The organism is Basilea psittacipulmonis DSM 24701 (assembly GCF_000743945.1).
Classification (GTDB): Bacteria; Pseudomonadota; Gammaproteobacteria; order Burkholderiales; family Burkholderiaceae_B; genus Basilea; species Basilea psittacipulmonis.
Genome location: NZ_CP009238.1, coordinates 472,973 through 492,485, shown reverse-complemented (window position 1 = coordinate 492,485; position 19,513 = coordinate 472,973). Strand labels below are relative to the sequence as shown.

Below are 19,513 nucleotides of genomic sequence, written 5' to 3'. Positions count from 1 at the left end.
TTAATAATCCTTTATAAAACAGTAATATTTTCTGCTAAGCCATTTCCTACAAATTCGCCTTTTTTGGTAAAGAACTCATCTTCTACTCGCCAAGTGTGATTATTTACATCCTTAGATCTAAATTGAACATAGTTGTATGGATCAGAGGCGTAAATTTTAATATTAAGCTTTTTGGCCTGTTCTAAAATATTAGAGTCCTCTCCCTTATTTAGATCAGCAAATTTTAATTTTGCTAATGCAATCTTTGATAATATCAATGTTGCACCAGATACAAAATCGCTATCCATATGACATTGATTTTTATAACGTAAAATGGTTGAATTCGTAGATTCCAAATAAACAAAAGTTTCTCTTTTTCCAACAATCCCATAGTCCCCAAATTTAAATGGAATTAAAGCATCTTCCAAATAATTCGGAAAATAAAAATCATCATCATCAAATTTAGCAACATATTCACCTTTAGATAAAACAATACCCTGATTTAATCTTGCACCTAAGGTATCATCACTATCATTACGTATTATGTGAACAGAACTAAATTTTCTAGGACCATTATTAAGTTTTATGTCTAATTCGTTAAGGTGTTCTTCATCATAATTCTGAGTAATAATGATAACTTCAATATTAGAATAAACTTGTCTTGTAATATTTTCTACTATTCTAGAAATAAAATGGGGTCGATTAGATGCCATAACGATACTCACAAGCGGTTTTTCTTGTTGAATATTTTTTCCTAAAGCATTAACTATTTGCATTGCTCTATGCTCATAAGTATGTTTTAACATTACTTCTCTATAACCAAGATGAGAAATTTTTCTCCATTCCCATTCATTTTCTAACAAATGTTTAATTATTTTATTAGCCTCTTTTGCATTTTTGGCAACTTGAACGATGCCTTTGAATTGTTTGTCAATGGCTAAGCTAGGCGTTGAAATTACAGGAGTACCACAAGCAAGAAGTTCATAGACTCGTCTTGACATCATAGTTGGAGAATCTGTAATAGTATTTACATTTAAAAAAATCTTAAATTTTTTATATATATTTACAATTTCTTTAAAAGGGACAGATGAATGAATAAACTTATGATATTTTTTAGGGTAGGCATATCTTTTATTATTTAATTGGGACATCCTATCATATATTGTACCTTTAAACTTAATAATGGACGGCAATAGTGCATCCATTTGTTTTTTGCGATCTTTATGACCTTCTCCATAATAAGATCCAGCAAAACAGATATTTTTTTGTTCTATTTTAAAACGATTAGCTGGGTTACAAATATGAATATTTGCTGCAAACAAAAGGGTTTCTACTTTTGCATTGGGTACGTCACGTTGATAATCCTGTACTTTATTCACATCTGTTGTAAAAATCACATTGCATTTTGATGCTATTGGAAGAAATTTTTCATAATGCATCGGATCTTCTTTATTCCAAAATACGATTGGAAAATCTCTTTTTTTGCATTTATCTATTGCTTTTAATAAATTCTGTGCATTTTGGTGTTGTAAGTTTGGAGAAGTAAAAGCATACTCCCATAAACCGAAATTACCTTTCCAGCAACTTTCAATAAAAAAACCTAATGAGGTTGAACCCTCTATTTGATCCTCGAAATTTTTTTTATTAAGCGGGTATAATTTAAATTCACTTTCAAACGAAGTATAAGAAATTTCGTCCAATATAGAGATGAATTTAAATCCATTGTTCTTTTTGAAGTTGCTATCGATTTTTGGATAAAAATTATAACTATTCGAACTAACTTTTTCTAAAGTGGAATTATTGTTTTTATTTTTTCTTTTTTTCGCCAATAGAAATATATCAAATAAGTTCTTAGGCAAAGAAATAAAATTTTGAAATGATTTAGTGGAATGAATCAAAGTATATCCAAGTTGAAAAGAAATAGTATTTTCAACTTGTTTTTTTATTTGATTAATTTGTTGATTTACTTTGTTTAATTCTATCTTATTTTTTTCAATAATTTTTTTATTATTTTCTAATTCATTTGTTAATTTATTTATGGTTTCTTGATAATCATTTACCTGTAAACTTATAAAATCCTTTTGTACTTTTTCAAAAATATATTTTTGTTGTTTTATAAGATCTGCAATATTATCTAACTTAGAATCAATGTTAATGTAATCAATATCTTTTTTTTTGTCTTTTAATTGAGTTAAAAAGAATAAATAAAGTTCATCAGTATAACAAAACGGTTCTACATTAGAAGTATATTTGGAATCAATTAAAAACTGCTCATCATGATACCGTATAATGTTTTCTTTTTTTAAAAAATCTTCAAAAAAGTTATATTGTCTATCTAAAAAAGAATTGACTTTAACTACAAAATTATGATCATAAGTATTTTTATCAGAAGAAATACTAGGCCAATATATTTTATTAAGAATAATTTTATCTAAAGCATTAAATTTTGCCACTAATTTGATAAATTCAATACATCCTAATTTCCATTCTTCAAACCATTCATCAGATAATTTTTCAATAATTTTTCCATTTTTTTCATTTCTTTTTATAAAACTTACTATATCTCGTTCATCGGAAAGAAGTACTTTACTTTTATCATTAAATTCAAAGATATTAAATCTATTATCAATAAAATCAATAACGACATAATCAAAGTCCTTATTTGATAAACATTCTTTAAATTTTTCTAATAATACAAGATCTGTATTTTTTTCTTGAAAAAAAGATTCTAATTGTTCTTTATGTGTATTATCAATTGAACTCGAGTGAAAAATTGTTGCAATAGAAGTATCAACAAAACATCCGGTTAAATTAAATAAGTTTGTTTTATCTATAGCAAATGCACGTTCTGTAACATGACTCCCCAGAAGCAATATATTTATCATTTTTGCCAAATTCCTTTTGTATCAATGACAATGACATTATTTGCAAAATTTGGTTTATTCTCAATGAATTCTTTGTGATTGACTAACAATACTGCAACATCAATATTTTCATCTATACTTTCTTGATACTCTACCAATGGAACAATTACATTGCAGTTATCTTTTTGACAGTTTGGTTCAACAGCTTTTACTTGATTAGGATACAGATTCATTAATTTATTTACAATTGCTAAGGCTGGACTTTCCCGCAAATCATCTATATCTGGCTTGAATGTTAATCCATAACAAACAATTCTAACTTGTTGTACATTTTTATTTTTTATAAATGCAGCGTGATTAACTGCTTTTTTAACTTTCTCTATTACCCAATCTGGTTTGCTATCATTTACTTCACGTGCAGTACGTATAATCTTTGTCAAGTCTGGAGTTTTATCAACCATAAACCAAGGGTCAACTGCAATACAATGACCACCAACGCCACAACCTGGTTCAAGAATATTGACTCTCGGATGACGATTTGCAAGAGTAATTAATTCCCACACATCAATATTAAGGCGATCTGATATTAAAGACAATTCGTTAGCGAAAGCTATGTTCACATCGCGGAACGCATTTTCAGTAAGTTTGCTCATCTCAGCTGTTCTAACATTTGTTTTTATTAGATCGCCTTTCACAAAAATACCATAAACCTCAATAGCTCTATTTGAACATTCATCAGTAACTCCTCCAATGATGCGGTCATTGTTTATTAATTCATTTATAACCTGTCCAGGTAAGACACGTTCTGGACAATAAGCAACAAAAATATCATGATTCTCACTATCTTTAGAAGGAAATTTTAAATCAGGACGAAGAACGGATAACCAATCTATCATTTTTTCTGTTGTCCCTACAGGCGATGTCGATTCTAAAATAATAAGATTACCTTTTTTTAGAACAGGAGCAATCATCTTAGTAACAGTCTCAATATAACTAAGATCAGGTTTATGATTTTCTTTAAAGGGTGTAGGAACTGCGATTAAAAAAACATCTGCAGGTTCTGGTGCATTAGTGGCTTTTAAATATTTATTTGATACCGTTTGTCTCACCAAATCTTCCAATCCTGGCTCAACTATATGTATTTTTCCTTGATTTATTGTATTTACAATATGTTCGTTAATATCTACACCTATTACTTTTACGCCTTTACTTGCAAACATAGATGCGGCTGGTAATCCAATATATCCAAGACCAATAACAGAAATCGTTTTATTCATATAAACAAAAACCTAAAAATGTTTCTTTTGACTTAATAACAAATTAATAATTTTTGATGATGCAGTTCCATCTCCATATGGATTTTTAGATTCAGACATTTTTTTATATACATCTGGAGAATCAATCAAATTCGAAAATTCATTAACTATGGAGTCAGTATCTGAACCTACGAGTTTAACTGCACCGGCTTCCACAGCCTCTGGGCGTTCCGTTGTTTCTCTCATAACAAGAACAGGTTTACCTAATGATGGAGCTTCTTCTTGTATGCCACCAGAATCACTTAAAATAATATATGAACAAGACATCAAGTAAACAAAAGAGATGTACTCTTGAGGTTCTATTAAATGAATATTAGCTTGAGATGAAAGCACACTTATAAGCGGTTGTCGAACATTCGGGTTTAAATGCAATGGAAGAACAAACTCAAAATAAGGATATTTTTTAGCTAACTTTAAAATTGCTAAGGCAATATTTTTAATTTTTAAGCCTTGATTTTCTCGTCTGTGCACAGTAATTAATATGACTTTACCCTTTTTCTTTACAAAAGGAAATATAGCTTCCATTTTATTTTTCATCTCGAGTTGTTCTAGTTTTTCTAAAACCATCCAGAGTGCATCAACTACTGTATTTCCAGTAACAAAAACTTTATTACTTCTTTTATTTTCTTTTAATAAATTATTTTTTGCTGTTTCCGTTGGGGCAAAATGTAGATCCGCAATAACCGAAGTAAGACACCTATTAACTTCTTCAGGCCAAGGGGAATACATATTATTTGTTCTTAACCCTGCTTCCACATGAGCAACTGGAATCTTTTGGTAAAAAGCCGCTAATGATGCTGCAAAAGTAGTCGTCGTATCGCCATGAACTAAAATATAATCAGGTTGAAATTCTTCCAGAATGGGTTTTAACTTTTCTATAATTAAAGCTGTAACATCATTTAACGTTTGAGATTCTTTCATCACACCCAAATTATATTCAGGTTGTATATCAAAAAAAGATAAAACTTGTTCCAACATCTCTTTGTGCTGACCAGTTACACAAACTTTTGATACAACATTTGGGATAGATTTTAATCGAGTTACTAAAGGAGCCATTTTTATAGCTTCTGGCCTAGTTCCAAAAATAGTAAGGATTTTCATTTTTATTAATTAAACAACAAAAATTTATAGTGTCTTTATCCCATTGGACACCGTAAATATCAAACACAAAACAAAAAGACAACCAAGTATTCTACCCCCCCCCGCAAGAAAAAATCAAGCTTTTTGTTTCATTTTTTTGAATTATTTTTGTTTATACAACAGTCCCTTATCATTTCATGATGAATCCTTTAGAATACTGAAATCGATGACCGTTATACCTTTTTAAAACGATGAAAAAATATTTATTACTACTCAGCGTCGTGATGCTTACGGCTTGTCATACCTTACCGAGTTCAGGTCCAAGTCAAAGCAAAATCATGAGTATCAAAGAAAGCGAGAGTTATCCTAATAAGGTTGACATTATTGAAGTCAATACGTCGGTCGTGATGAATCTATTTAACCAACAACGCAGTCAATCTTTTAGTCAGTTTCGTGAAGCAAAACACCCTTATATAGGAACGATAGCGGCGGGAGATATTTTAAACATTTCTGTATGGGAAGCACCGCCTGCTATTTTGTTTGGTGCGAGCTTAACAAATAATGGATCAGGTACTGCACAGTTTATCTCTTTACCCGAGCAAATGGTATCTTACGATGGAAAAATCACCGTTCCTTTTATCGGCAGTGTTAAAGTAAGTGGCAAAACACCTGAACAAATCCAAACAGAAATCTTACGCCGTTTAAAACCTATCGCTAATCAACCGCAGGTTATGGTTCGTTTGCTTAAAAATAATTCTGCAAATGTCACGGTATTACGTCAAGGTAATAGTGTTCGCATGCCTTTAACAGCACATGGAGAGCGTGTATTAGATGCAGTTGCAGCGGTTGGTGGCGTGAGCGAAAATGCAGAGGACATTTCCGTCCAACTCATGCGTGGTCAAGAAGTCAAAACCATTTCATTAGAAACCTTGGCCGCCAATCCCATCGAAAATATTCCTTTGCGTTCAGGCGATGTCTTATCACTTTTAAACAATCCTCTTAGTTTTACGGCATTGGGTGCCGTAAACAGTAATCGTGAAATTAAGTTTTCTGCTAAAGGTTTAAGTCTTGCTGAAGCGATAGGACGCATGGGCGGATTAATCGATACTCGATCGGATCCCAGAGGGGTTTTTGTTTTCCGTTACGTTCCTTTTGATGAATTACGTGCAGCAGAAAAGATTGAGTGGAAACAACGTGGCTACGCTTCTGGCATGGATATTCCACGTGTTTATCGTATCAACCTTTTAACACCCGAATCTTTATTTTGGTTACAACGTTTCCCTATTCATAATAAAGATATTGTTTATGTGTCAAACGCACCATTGGCTGATTTCCAAAAGTTCTTGAGAATTATTTTTTCATTAACTTCACCTGTCATCAGTACGGCAAATGGAGTTAATAATTTATAAATGATGAATATGTTAGATATCGCTTCTTTAAGAAAAAAAATAAAACCATTATTCTGTTGGATCGTGATAGTGCCCACTTTTTTCTCACTCATTTATTTTAGTTTTTGGGCATCAGACATTTATATTTCTGAATCGAGTTTTGTAGTTCGTTCTGCACGCAACCAGACTTCCTTAACAGGCATTGGTGCTTTATTACAAAATGTCGGTATCTCACGATCTCAAGATGATGCCTATACTGTACAAGAGTTTATACGTTCAAGAACTGCGGTGGATAGACTCGTCCAACTCTTGCCCATTAAATCTTATTATGAAGATCAAGGCGATTTACTCAAACGTTTTAATTCATTCGGTTTGAATCACGAAGACGAATCCTTTTATCAATATTTCTTAAATTTCCAATCCATTTATTTAGACCCATTATCAGGCATTGCTACCTTAAAAATTAGAGCCTTTAAAGCGGAAGAAGCTCAAAAGATTAATCGGGCATTGCTAGATGAAGCTGAACAATTAATCAATCGTCTGAATGAAAGAGCCAGACAAGATACAATTAAATCTGCAGAAAAAACGGTTAAAGATGCTGAACAACATGTTAATGAAACCGCCCAAGAGCTCACACAATACCGTATCAAACATGCGGTGGTAGATGTAAAAGCACAATCCGAATTGCTTTTAAATTTAATCTCTGGCTTGCAAAGTGAATTAATTAACACACAATCTCAATTAGCACAAATCAAGTCTATTTCTCCTAATAACCCACAAGTACGAACACTCACCATACGCGAACAAAGCATTCAGAAAGAAATTGATAAGCAACTCCAACTCATTGTTGGTAATGAAAGTTCATTAGCGACGCAAACCGCTGAGTATCAACGTTTAGTATTAAACAATACGCTGGCACAGCAAGAATTAACAACCGCAATTGCCTCTCTACAACAAGCAAAAATTGAAGCGGATCGTAAACAACTGTATTTAGAAGTCATTGCTCAACCCAGCAAACCCGATTTAGCGTTAGAACCTTATCGTATTTATAATATTTTGGCGACTTTATTTTTTAGTTTATTGATCTATGGCATCATACGTTTGTTAATCGCCAGTATTCGTGAGCATAGAAACTGATGGAATACGGTCAACAAACTCATTTCAAAGATTCTCTCGCTATCCAATGGCGAGTATTGAAAGCACTACTTATTCGTGAAATCATTACTCGGTACGGTCGCAAGAATATTGGATTTATGTGGTTATTTGTTGAACCACTTATCATGACATCATTAATTGCAGTGCTATGGGGTTCACTGAGAGCCCATCAAATTTCTTCGCTTAACATCATTGCTTTTATGATTACAGGTTACCCACTTATGATGATGTGGCGTAATGCGTCCAGCCGTGCGATCGGTTCTATTTCTGCTAATATCAGTTTGCTGTACCATCGTAATGTGCGTGTCTTAGATACGATAATAGCAAGAATGATATTAGAAATCGCTGGTGCGACCATCGCTCAATTAGCCATTATGAGTTTTTTTATTGTGATTGGTTTAATTGAATACCCTCAAGATATGTTCTATATGCTCATGGCATGGGGACTGATGTCAGGATTTGCCATTGGACTAGGACTGATTATTACAGCGATCGCACAGTATTTTGAGGCTTTTGGAAAAATTTGGGGAACGTTATCATTTTTAATGATGCCTCTTTCAGGTGCATTCTTTTTTCTCAACTCACTTCCCTCTCAAGCCCAAGAATACTTACTTTGGGTTCCCATGATACATGGCACTGAAATGTTTCGCAAAGGATATTTCGGTGATTCCGTCATCACTCTTGAGAATCCTTGGTATCTCGTTTCAGCGGATTTAATACTCGTTTTTATCGGTTTAATATTGGTTAAACATTTTAGTAAAGGAGTTGAACCTCAATGATTAAAATGTCCCATGTTAGCAAACGATATTTAACTCGCAAAGGCTGGAAAGATGTCTTGCTTGATATTAATTTTGAATTAAAAAAAGGCGAAAAAATCGGTATCTTGGGTCGCAATGGCGCTGGGAAATCAACACTCATTCGTTTATTAAGTGGTGTTGAACCGCCAACCAGTGGCACGATTACACAAAACATGAGCGTCTCATGGCCTTTAGCATTTAGTGGTGCATTTCAGGGTAGCTTAACAGGAATGGATAATTTACGATTTGTTTCTCGCATCTATAACGCTGATATGCATTATGTAAAACAATTTACCGAAGAATTTTCTGAATTAGGCGATTATTTATACGAACCCGTTAAAACCTATTCTTCAGGCATGAAAGCCAGACTTGCCTTTGCTTTATCACTTTCTATTGAATTCGATTGTTATCTAATCGATGAAGTTATTGCTGTCGGTGACTCACGTTTTTCTGAAAAATGTAAATATGAACTATTTGAAAAACGCCAAGACCGTGCCATTATCTTAGTCTCACACACACCTTCAGCTATTCGTAACTACTGCGACAACGCCATGGTACTGGAAAAAGGCATTCTTCATACCTTTAACTCCATCGATGAAGCTTATCAGTTTTATAAGTGAATACTCGGTTTCCTTACCATTTCAAATGCACTACAATGGAGACTGCAGTATACAAGAGTCTTAGAAACGGCGGGACAAGTTAAAGGAATTCATTCCATATTAAAGTCAGTATAGGTATTCTCATGAAGACAGGTATTCTAAATAAAAAAGAGTTTGGCGATTTTCAAACTCCTTATTATTTTGCTTTACAGGTATGTGAAAAACTAAAAACAATGGGAATTGAAGCGGATTCAATTATTGAACCTACTTGTGGCATTGGAGCTTTTGTCTTGGCTTCCAGAAAAACTTTTCCTACTGCAAAAATATTCGCTTCCGATATTAACCCAAGCTATCTTAAACAGCTCATCAACTCACTATCTAATACGGATACCCACTATATTTCTACTCAATCTGCTGATTTTTTCTCAATGAACTGGAATGATAAGATGGCGGGTACGAATGGCAGACTACTGATTCTCGGAAATTTACCATGGGTAACAAATACCGCATTAGGAAAATTAGGCAGTCAAAATCTTCCTCAAAAAAATAATTTTTTAAAATTTAAGGGACTTGATGCGTTAACTGGAAAGGCTAATTTTGATATTTCAGAATCCATGCTGACTCAGATCTTATCAGCACTTGATCATAAGAAAGCAACCATCGCCATGCTCGTAAAAACAGCTGTTGCAAGAAAAATCATTGCATTCAGCAAAGAAAATAAAATCCCTATCGTCCAAGCTTCTCTTTTTAAAATCAATGCAAAAAAAATTTTTAATGCTCATGTCGATGCTTGCTTAATGGTAATAGCTGTCGATCCAACAAGGACAGCTTCTTATGACTATTTCATTTATGATGGTATCGATGATTTTGATTACACAAAAACTGGATATCGTGATGGTTTGAATATATCGAATTTAGACGACTACCAACAATTCAAAAATCTTCTTGGGGTCAGCCACATAAAATGGCGTTCTGGTATAAAGCACGATCTGTCAGCTGTGATGGAATTAACACGGGATGTAAACGGTTATATTAATGGATTAAATGAACCTGTCGATATAGAAGCTGAACTGTTATACCCTTTAATGAAAGGATCGGACGTGGGTTCTAATAAAGCATGGCGAAATAAATTTGTGATCGTAACGCAAAAAAACACTGGTATGGACACCTCGTACATTAAAGACAAATATCCCAAAGCATGGAAATACCTTTTATCGCATTCAGAAAAACTTGATGCACGAGCTAGCCGTATTTACAAAAATAATTCACGATTTTCAATTTTCGGCGTAGGAGATTATTCTTTTAAAAACTGGAAAATCGCCATATGTAGCTTATATAAAGATTTGTCCTTTAGATTGGTTCATCCTATTGAAGAAAAACCAGTGCAATTTGATGATACCGTGTATTTTTTATCTTTTGATTCACAAGAAGAAGCAGAAAAAGCCTACGCTTACCTTACTTCCGATGCCGTAAAAAAAATATTAAATTCTTTGATTTTCTGGGATGATAAAAGACCTATCAAAACCAGTATCCTGAATCTTTTAAAATGGGAACATGTCGCTCAAAAACCCACTCATCTATAATTTTTAACACGCCAAGACCGTACCATTATCTTAGTCTCACACACACCTTCAGCTATTCGTAACGACGGCGACAACGCCATGGTACTGGAAAAAAGGTTTGCATATTCATAAAAAAACACCATTCTGAATAGGGTATTTTTGCGATTTTGCAACACAATATAAATTATGTTTTACGCTTTTGAAACATATGCACTTTCCATGCCAGATAAGTAGTATGATAAGGCCCGTATTTTTACTATGCAGTTTGCATTGAACCAATCGCACACAACTTTTTTGCCAATGAATAAAAAGTGTTATGTGCTGAATTGGTCTTTATAAATAGTCATGAACTTACGAGGTTATTTAAATGAAATTAAAACTAACACTTAGTATTCTTTTAATGAGCTTATCAACCACAGCTTTTGCAGCTCGTTGTGCTGACTTTGCTACTCAAGCCCAAGCTCAACAATACATGGAACAACACAATGACAAAAGCCTAGATCGTGATGGCGATGGCGTTGCTTGTGAACATTTAGCTGGTGCTGCTGCCGTCAGTGAAAAAGCACGTGAAACTATTTCTACTACTCGTTCTAAAGCTAAAGATATTGAGTCAGATGCAGAAGAACGCGTCAGCAAAGCTAGAAGTTCTGCCAAAGCTAAGATTGATGAAGTTAAAGAAACTAAAACAACCGCTCGTTCTAAAGCTAAAGATATTGAGTCAGATGCAGAAGAACGCGTCAGCAAGGCTAGAAGTTCTGCCAAAGCTAAGATTGATGAAGTTAAAGAAACTAAAACAACCGCTCGTTCTAAAGCTAAAGATATTGAATCAGATGCAGAAGAACGCGTCAGCAAGGCTAGAAGTTCTGCCAAAGCTAAAGCTGATGAAGCTAAAGAAGTTAAAACAACTGCTCGTTCTAAAGCTAAAGACGTAGAATCAGATGCAAAAGATCGTGTGAGCAAAGCTGGAAGTTCTGCCAAAGCTAAGGCTGATGAAGTTAAAGAAACTAAATCAACTGCTCGTTCTAAAGCTACTAAAGAAGCAAAAGAACGCGTGAGCAAAGCAAAATCTAAAGTAAGTGAAAAAGAAGCGAAAGCTGCTACCAAAGCTAAAGAAGTGAAAGCGAGAACAACGTCTAAAGCAAAAGACGAGATCGCAAAAGTTAAAAAATCTTAATCACTTATCAAAAAAGGGTTCTTCACGAACCCTTTTTTATTTCCTATTTATTACATCACCTTATTCACATCCCCCCATCTCCCCTCATCAACACTAAGAGATGGCGGTGTATCAACACTTGGCGGATGGGTCTCTGGACTTAATCTCCCATCTTCCTCTACATCAACACTAAGCAGATGGCGGTGTATCAACGCTTGGCGGATAAATCTCTGGGCTTACTCTCCCATCTTCCTTTACATCAACACTAAGCAGATGGCGGTGTATCAACGCTTGGTGGATGGGTCTCTGGACTTACTCCCTCTACATAGACTTCTTTTTCTAAACGATAACGCACTATCTCTGCAAGTTCTAATCGCGTCATCTGTTCTGGAAAATCGGCAATCGGTTCTAAAAATACTAACTCAATCACCACATTCCAAGTTTTCAACAAAATATAAAGATTTTGGACAAGATTTTGTTCCCCTACAAATGCAAATTTATCACTACGTTTTTCTCGATGGTAAAACATGATCGCGACGGGTTGTAAGGGAATACGATGCACTAAATTTACTTCCAAAAGGCTAGAAAAAAATGGTTTGACCCCATACCCATTACTTGTTGTTCCCTCAGGAAATAAACCCACACACGCACGTTGTTCATACAAACGATTAATTTCTGAACTGACTTGTTTGATGGCCTGTCGATGGCCTCTATCAATAAAGACCGTTCCCACCCACGCGACTAATTTACCTACGATGGGCCATGATTGAATTTCTTTTTTGGCAATAAAATAAGTTGTTCTAACGCTGTTATACGCAAAGATATCAATCCAAGAAACATGGTTTCCCACCCACATAATGGCATTGTCTTTGACGGGGTTGCCTTTGATTCTTAATGTCACGCCACAGATTTTCAACAATATTTTGGACCAACCATTAGTAATGCTGTCTCGATATTGTTGTTTGAGAATAGGATAAAAAAGACCTGCCAAAATCAAGCCTAAGATAATATGAACTATCAACAATATCGCTCTGAAAATAAACAGAATAATTCCCAAAATCAACTACCTCTTTTTTAATATTTAACGTTTTAACCGCAATAATCCACTTGAATCAAACGGTTGTCTTTGAGTCTCACTGCACTTAACTGCCCACCCCAAACACATCCTGTATCCAGTGCCAATAAATGTTTCGTTATTTTTAGCCCTAGTGTTGACCAATGTCCAAATACAATTCTTTCGTTTTCTGTTAAACGACCTGGCACATCAAACCAAGGCATTAACGCATCTTTTACTTTTTCAGGGGAATCTTTATATGTAAATTCCATACCACCTTTGCGATTACACATACGCATGCGTGTAAATCCATTCACAATGACTCTTAATCGCTTAGAACCTGTTAAACTTTCTTTCCATTGGTTCGGTTCATTGCCATACATTTTTTTAAGATATTTTTGCCATTTTTTGGATTGTAATGCTTGAGATACTTCATTTGACAAACGAAGTGTGGTCTCTAAATCCCAACGCGACATCACCCCTGCATGAACCATTAAATGCCCGCAACTATAGTAGGCTAATGGTTTTGATCTTAACCAATCGATAATATCTTCCACATCTGGTGCATCTAAAATCTCTTGTAAGGTATCGCTTTTGTTCATGGTACGAATACCCGCATAAACAGCCAAAAGATGTAAATCATGATTACCCAATACACACACCGCTTTATCACCGAGCGACATAATATATCGTAGCGTTTGAAGAGATTTTGGTCCTCGATTAATTAAATCACCTGCAAACCAATACTGCGTGTTTTCATCCGAGATCAATGGCTGTGACAATAACTTAACCAACGTATCGCCACAACCTTGAACATCGCCAATGGCCCAAATATCAGGAATCACATTCTGCATCTATGATGCCCCTTTAAACAAAGACCACAAAGAAGCATTCGTTCGTTTTATTTCTGTATAAAGCACCGCCATGAGTGCCACGACTAACGCTAATAAATTCGGCAATACAGCAGGTATCCACGGACTCATTTTACTTAACATACCCACATTCAAGGCCAATTGGTTCACCATAAAGAATGCCACACCTAATAAGATACCAATAAAGATTTTAGCGGCTACCCCTCCTTTTCTAATATGCACAAAGGCAACGGGAGCGGCAATGGTAATCATGACAATCAAAGAAAATGGATAACTCACTTTGCGCCATAATGCAATCACATATCGTGAGGATTGCAAATGATTGACTTGCAGATAATCAATATAATCCATTAAATCAATGGTGGACATTCTTTCAGGCTTCATCTCAGTGGCCAATACCCTTTCTGTACTTAAACTTGTTTTAATAGACAGGCGATCGAGATGACTGATTTTAGAACCTGTGAGCTGATCAAGCGGTTCGTTTTTTTGAAACACTGACTCTGGGATACCTTGGATTTCGGTCACATCTTCTAATTCAATATTCCCATCTTTAAACACGCCTTTTGATGCTCTATCCAAACTCACAAAAACGCCTGCTTTTTCATCATAGGTAATGACATGAATATGACTCATCTCATTATTTTCTTGGATGGCACCGATATTGATCATTCTAACCAAACCATCTTGGGCAGGTTCTCTAAACCAATACCCACTTCTCATCTTACCACCTTCGGCTTGTCCAAAATACTTTAGATTCAGACTACTGGTTTTTCCTTCAGCCCAAGGAGTGACTTGTTCAGATAAAAAAGTAGCAAATACCATGGCTGGAATCGCAATCAACCAAAGCATCAAGATAAATCGCCACACACTCATACCAGATAAACGAAAAACAATCAGTTCATTTTTCTGAGCTAATCCTGCTAAGGCGATAATCGAACCAATTAACAAAGCCACAGGCAGTAAATCATAAGCTCTAACAGGTAATTGGATCAGTTGAATCGTCAAAAAATTAATAATGGTATAGTTTTTGCCAATACGGTCTAAATCATCCATCATGGCAAAAAAAGTAAATAAACCCAACAACACTAATAATGCTGCCAAAGCATATTTGTAAATTTCTTTCATTAAATAACGCGTTGCTAATTTCATTTTTTTTCTAAAAATCGTGTAAGAATCAAACTCGCCGCTACCGCATCATCATCTTCGTTTTTGACTATCTCTTGAGCTTGCATGGACGTGCCTCTTTCGTCTTGCAAACTCACTGGTAAATGAAAACGAGCCTGTAACTGATTGGCAAATCGCCTACTTAGCTTAGAAGATGCTTGTTCATCACCTTCTGTGGTTAACGGCAAACCAACAACGAGTTCGTCGGGTTGCCACTCTTTAATCAAACATTCAATTTTTTGAAATCGTTTGGCTTTTTCTTCCTCATAAATAATGCCCAGCGGTCTTGCACTTTTTGAAATATCATTACCCAGTGCAACCCCTACTTTTTTTAATCCATAATCAAAACATAAATATATTTTTTCACTCATGGCAATCCATTAAGCATCTAAACGCGTACGTTTTTTTGATGGAATAATATCTTTCATGGTAATATTTAGTTCAGACAACAAAAAAGCATGACGCTCATTGGCTGGGACACTCAAGACATTCAGCGGGTCCACATCACTCAACAGCCAATCATTATTAATCACCTCTGATTCTAATTGGCCAGGAGACCATACACAGCAACCTGCGAAAATACCTTTGTAGTGGCTTTCATCTTCGATAAACGTCGCCTGATAGATATCCGAACGCATAAACGACATATACAAATGTCCACCGATTTCAATAGCCTGTTTATACAGTTCGGGTTGAGAATGCACCAAAAACACGTTTTGGGGATCGACAGGACCACCAATACTCAAAGGCATAGAATCAGGAAGGTCCATTTCAAACTTTAGTTTTTCTGTCAACAAATGACGAACGTGAGACGGTGCATTGATATTCATAATAAAGCCTCTTGCCCCGTCTTTGCTATGTTCTGATAACCAAATAATCGTATCGGCAAACACACTATCACTAATTTCATGCGTTGCAATTAAAAAATTTCTGGATAAATTTTTTAATGAAAAAACCATACTTGCCTTTATCAAAATAGTTTAAATCGCCATCATTTCAAAATCTTGTTTTCTTGCCCCACACTCAGGACAGGTCCAGTCCTCGGGCACATCTTCCCAACGAGTTCCTGGTGCGATGCCATCTTCAGGAGCTCCTAAAGCTTCATCATAAACCCAACCACAGATAATACACATCCATGTACGCAATTTCGTTCTCCTAATCAGATTCATTAGGCTATAATTTTAATGGTATTTTAATAATGAAAGCAAAAAACAGTGAATTTATCGATATGTCTTATGATAAAAACCAGAAATTAAAACCCGGACTCTATGCCATAACACCTGATAATGTTAGCATCAAGGAAGTCTATCGCATGGTGAACCTCGCCTGCCAAGCTGGTTTACCTGTCTTACAATGGCGACGCAAAGATACACGATTTGAAGATGCTTTAAATCAAATTCCCAAAATCCAAGATATTTGCGATAAATATGGCACCCAGCTGATTATCAATGATGATTGGCAACTGGCTATTGAAGTCGGGGCTGATGGTGTACATCTAGGAAAAGATGACGGTGATGTGGTTGAAATATCGAACATTCTTCGTCAAAAAGCGCCAAAAGATTTTATGATTGGAATGTCTTGTTACAACGATTTATCACTATTAAACATCGCTTTAGAAGCAAAAGTGGACTATATTGCTTTTGGTGCTTTATTCCCCTCCAGAACGAAACCTCAAGCCGTCCATGCCAATCTAGATTTATTTTCCCAAGCAAGACGTTTTTATGAAACACACAACGTACCTTGCCCATCTTTGGTAGGAATTGGAGGCATCGATGTCAACAATGCGGCTTCAGTCGTTAAAGCGGGGGCTGACAATATCGCCGTCATATCCGCTTTATTCCACACCAAACAGATTTCTGCACGTACTAAAGAATTTCAACAAATATTTAAGGAATTAACACATGACAACTAATCAAGCACTCTTTGAACGAGCCTGCCAATCGATTCCAGGTGGGGTCAATTCACCTGTTAGAGCATTTCGTTCAGTCGGTGGCACACCCAGATTTATTGCTAAAGCTAAAGATGCCTACTTATGGGATGAGGAAGGTAAACAGTACATTGATTATTTAGGTTCTTGGGGGCCTGCTATCGTGGGCCACGCTCATCCTGAGGTGGTGGAAGCGGTACAAAAAGCAGCTGAAAATGGACTGTCATATGGAGCTCCCACAAAAGCTGAAATTGAACTAGCCGAGTGTTTAATCGCACGCATTCCTAGCCTTGAAGAAGTCCGTCTAACCAGTTCTGGAACGGAAGCCACTATGAGTGCAATTCGTTTGGCTAGAGGCTTTACAGGACGTAACAAGATTATTAAATTTGAGGGTTGTTATCATGGACACTCAGATGGTTTGTTAGTCAAAGCTGGTTCGGGTTTATTAACTTTTGGAAACCCTACTTCTGCAGGCGTACCCGCTGAGTTCGCACAACATACTTTAGTATTAAGCTATAACCAAATCGATGATGTCAAGGCCGCTTTTGCTAAGTATGGTTCAGAGATTGCTTGTGTGATCGTGGAACCCATCGCAGGTAACATGAACCTTGTTAAGCCTATTCCAGGTTTTTTAGAGACCTTAAAAGAGCAATGCCAAGCACATGGGGCTTTATTGATTTTTGATGAAGTGATGACTGGTTTTCGTGCGGGTCCACAAGGGGTACAAGGCTTAACTGGTATCACGCCTGATTTAAGCACGTTTGCCAAAGTTATCGGTGGCGGTATGCCTGTCGGTGCATTTGGTGGTCGCCGTGACATTATGCAGTATGTTGCACCCGTCGGTCCCGTTTATCAAGCAGGTACTTTATCAGGTAATCCTGTAGCGGTGGCAGCAGGGTTAAAAACATTAGAAATTATCGCTCGCCCTGGTTTTTATGAACAATTAAGTCGTACTGCTGAGATGCTCACTCAAGGATTAACGCAACTGGCAAAAGAAGCGGGAATTGCTTTCTCGGCAGACTATGTCGGTGGTATGTTTGGCATCTATTTTAGAGAGACACCGCCTACGACACTTGAAGAAGCAGGTGATGTCAATGCTGACCAATTTAAACAATTCTTCCATTTGATGTTAGATGCAGGCGTACACCTCGCACCGTCTAGTTATGAAGCAGGTTTTGTTTCGGCCGCTCATCACGACAATATCATCAATCAAACATTAGAAATTGCCAAAGTCGCTTTTTCTCAATTGACTTAAAAGGAATTTAAATGGCTGTGAATTTTACCATCCCTGCCGAGCATGAGATCTATCCCGTCAAAGGGGTAGAAATTGGTATCGCCGAAGCAGGGGTTAAAAAAACCAATCACAAAGATTTAACCATCTTTAAATTTAGTGATGGCACTAGTGTGGCAGGTGTATTCACTAGCAATCGTTTTCGTGCAGCACCTGTACAAATTAGCGAACAACATTTGCAAGCAAGCACCATTCGCGCATTGATCATCAATACTGGCAATGCCAATGCAGGAACGGGAGAAGATGGCATCAATCGATGTCTGCAAGTTTGTCATGCCTTGTCAGAACAGTTAAATATTAGTGAACAAGCGGTATTGCCTTTTTCAACAGGTGTTATTATGGAAACCTTACCTGCTGATAGAATCATCCAGGCGATTCCACGTGCGATCGCTGATTTATCAGAAAATAACTGGTTCCCTGCCGCCTACAGTATCATGACTACGGATACTTTGCCCAAAGTCGCTTCCCGAAAAGTTCAGATAGACTGTGACACTATTACCATTACGGGCATTAGCAAAGGAGCAGGGATGATCCGTCCCAATATGGCGACTATGCTATGTTTCATGGCCACAGATATTGGCATTAATCAGCGGTTACTAACTTCGATGATTCAAGAGATTGCAAACCGATCATTTAATCGTATTACCGTAGATGGTGACACCTCTACTAACGATTCTTTTGTGATCGCAGCCACTGGCAAACATCCGTTATTCATCGATTCCAAAGATCATCCTTATTACCAAGATGTGTTAAAAGCCTTGACAGAAGTGGCTTTGGAACTGTCTCAAAAGATTGTGCGTGATGCTGAGGGTGCTACTAAATTCGTAACGGTTAAAATCGATAAGGCACAATCCAACGAAGAGGCACTAAAAGTAGCGTATAGCATTGCTCATTCGCCACTGATTAAAACCGCCTTATTTGCTAGCGATCCGAACCTAGGTCGAATCCTTTGTGCCATTGGTTATGCGGGTATCCCTGATTTAGATACACGAAAAGTTAAGTTGTTTTTAGGCGATGTATTGGTTTCTGAACATGGTGGCATTGCAGCCAGTTACACAGAAGCACAAGGACAGGCGGTGATGAACGAATCTGAAATTCTCATTCATGTGGAATTAAACCGCGGGTCCTGTTCTGAAACAGTCTATACCTGTGACTTTTCACACGAGTACGTCACTATCAATGCAGATTATCGTTCTTAGTCTTTTCATAAAAAAATGCTGACCTATCGGTTTGATGCGATGGGTCAGCTTCCAAGCTACTTTTCACACGAGTACGTCACTATCAACGCAGACTATCGTTCTTAATCTTTTCA

The 19,513-nt window shown here is 36.3% G+C and carries 18 protein-coding genes; 9 read left to right on the top strand and 9 right to left on the bottom strand.

Going from position 1 to position 19,513, the window contains the following annotated elements:
* Window positions 1-11 precede the first annotated feature (11 nt).
* Genes IX83_RS02135 through wecB form a run of 3 tightly spaced genes read right to left on the bottom strand, consistent with a single transcriptional unit; the run spans window position 12 to window position 5,260 of the window.
* A complete protein-coding gene (locus IX83_RS02135) occupies window positions 12-2,864 on the bottom strand; it encodes a DUF6270 domain-containing protein (RefSeq protein ID WP_201788266.1) in 2,853 nt (950 codons plus the stop codon).
* Complete coding sequence (wecC, locus tag IX83_RS02130; RefSeq protein ID WP_038498676.1) at window positions 2,861-4,120, bottom strand: UDP-N-acetyl-D-mannosamine dehydrogenase; 1,260 nt, start codon at window positions 4,118-4,120, stop codon at window positions 2,861-2,863. Before wecC ends, IX83_RS02135 begins: the two co-directional genes overlap by 4 nt.
* Window positions 4,121-4,132: 12 nt before the next feature.
* Window positions 4,133-5,260: a non-hydrolyzing UDP-N-acetylglucosamine 2-epimerase gene (gene wecB / locus IX83_RS02125; RefSeq protein ID WP_038498673.1), complete on the bottom strand. Its 1,128-nt coding sequence runs from the start codon at window positions 5,258-5,260 to the stop codon at window positions 4,133-4,135.
* A gap of 230 nt (window positions 5,261-5,490) precedes the next feature.
* Between wecB and IX83_RS02120 the strand changes: the two genes are divergently transcribed.
* From IX83_RS02120 to IX83_RS02095, 6 genes are all read left to right on the top strand, one after another.
* Window positions 5,491-6,648, top strand: a complete 1,158-nt coding sequence (locus IX83_RS02120) for a polysaccharide biosynthesis/export family protein (RefSeq protein ID WP_038498670.1) — start codon at window positions 5,491-5,493, stop codon at window positions 6,646-6,648.
* Window positions 6,649-7,764 (top strand): capsule biosynthesis protein, encoded by a 1,116-nt coding sequence (locus tag IX83_RS02115; protein WP_143244831.1) that lies wholly within the window; start codon window positions 6,649-6,651, stop codon window positions 7,762-7,764.
* A complete protein-coding gene (locus tag IX83_RS02110; protein ID WP_038498667.1) occupies window positions 7,764-8,561 on the top strand; it encodes an ABC transporter permease in 798 nt (265 codons plus the stop codon). The genes IX83_RS02115 and IX83_RS02110 overlap by 1 nt, the downstream gene beginning before the upstream one ends.
* Window positions 8,558-9,199, top strand: coding sequence for an ABC transporter ATP-binding protein (locus tag IX83_RS02105; RefSeq protein WP_038498664.1), 642 nt, complete (start codon window positions 8,558-8,560; stop codon window positions 9,197-9,199). Before IX83_RS02110 ends, IX83_RS02105 begins: the two co-directional genes overlap by 4 nt.
* Window positions 9,200-9,321: 122 nt before the next feature.
* A complete protein-coding gene (locus IX83_RS02100; protein WP_038498661.1) occupies window positions 9,322-10,761 on the top strand; it encodes an SAM-dependent methyltransferase in 1,440 nt (479 codons plus the stop codon).
* Between the two features lie 346 nt (window positions 10,762-11,107).
* Window positions 11,108-11,914, top strand: coding sequence for an excalibur calcium-binding domain-containing protein (locus IX83_RS02095; RefSeq protein ID WP_081888797.1), 807 nt, complete (start codon window positions 11,108-11,110; stop codon window positions 11,912-11,914).
* Window positions 11,915-12,158: 244 nt separating this feature from the next.
* Here IX83_RS02095 and IX83_RS02090 read toward each other — a convergent pair whose 3' ends face one another.
* Genes IX83_RS02090 through IX83_RS02065 form a run of 6 tightly spaced genes read right to left on the bottom strand, consistent with a single transcriptional unit; the run spans window position 12,159 to window position 16,152 of the window.
* Complete coding sequence (locus IX83_RS02090) at window positions 12,159-12,950, bottom strand: lysophospholipid acyltransferase family protein (RefSeq protein WP_143244784.1); 792 nt, start codon at window positions 12,948-12,950, stop codon at window positions 12,159-12,161.
* Between the two features lie 32 nt (window positions 12,951-12,982).
* Window positions 12,983-13,801, bottom strand: a complete 819-nt coding sequence (locus IX83_RS02085) for a symmetrical bis(5'-nucleosyl)-tetraphosphatase (RefSeq protein WP_038498655.1) — start codon at window positions 13,799-13,801, stop codon at window positions 12,983-12,985.
* Window positions 13,802-14,968, bottom strand: coding sequence for an LPS export ABC transporter permease LptG (gene lptG / locus IX83_RS02080; protein WP_038498653.1), 1,167 nt, complete (start codon window positions 14,966-14,968; stop codon window positions 13,802-13,804).
* Window positions 14,965-15,354 carry a Holliday junction resolvase RuvX gene (gene ruvX / locus IX83_RS02075; protein WP_038498650.1) on the bottom strand — a complete coding sequence of 130 codons (390 nt, stop codon included), beginning with the start codon at window positions 15,352-15,354 and terminating at the stop codon, window positions 14,965-14,967. Before ruvX ends, lptG begins: the two co-directional genes overlap by 4 nt.
* 9 nt (window positions 15,355-15,363) lie before the next feature.
* Window positions 15,364-15,942, bottom strand: coding sequence for a YqgE/AlgH family protein (locus IX83_RS02070; protein WP_038498646.1), 579 nt, complete (start codon window positions 15,940-15,942; stop codon window positions 15,364-15,366).
* A gap of 21 nt (window positions 15,943-15,963) precedes the next feature.
* The gene (locus IX83_RS02065; RefSeq protein WP_077315837.1) at window positions 15,964-16,152 is read right to left on the bottom strand and encodes a rubredoxin; all 189 of its coding nucleotides are present in this window, start codon (window positions 16,150-16,152) and stop codon (window positions 15,964-15,966) included.
* 29 nt (window positions 16,153-16,181) lie between these two features.
* On the opposite strand from IX83_RS02065, the gene thiE reads away from it, so the two are divergent.
* The 3 genes from thiE to argJ are packed head-to-tail and all read left to right on the top strand — an operon-like array spanning window position 16,182 to window position 19,400.
* Window positions 16,182-16,895: a thiamine phosphate synthase gene (gene thiE, locus IX83_RS02060; protein WP_051919074.1), complete on the top strand. Its 714-nt coding sequence runs from the start codon at window positions 16,182-16,184 to the stop codon at window positions 16,893-16,895.
* Window positions 16,885-18,165, top strand: a complete 1,281-nt coding sequence (gene hemL, locus IX83_RS02055; RefSeq protein WP_038498640.1) for a glutamate-1-semialdehyde 2,1-aminomutase — start codon at window positions 16,885-16,887, stop codon at window positions 18,163-18,165. The genes thiE and hemL overlap by 11 nt, the downstream gene beginning before the upstream one ends.
* Before the next feature lie 11 nt (window positions 18,166-18,176).
* A complete protein-coding gene (gene argJ, locus IX83_RS02050; RefSeq protein WP_038498637.1) occupies window positions 18,177-19,400 on the top strand; it encodes a bifunctional glutamate N-acetyltransferase/amino-acid acetyltransferase ArgJ in 1,224 nt (407 codons plus the stop codon).
* Window positions 19,401-19,513: the final 113 nt, after the last annotated feature.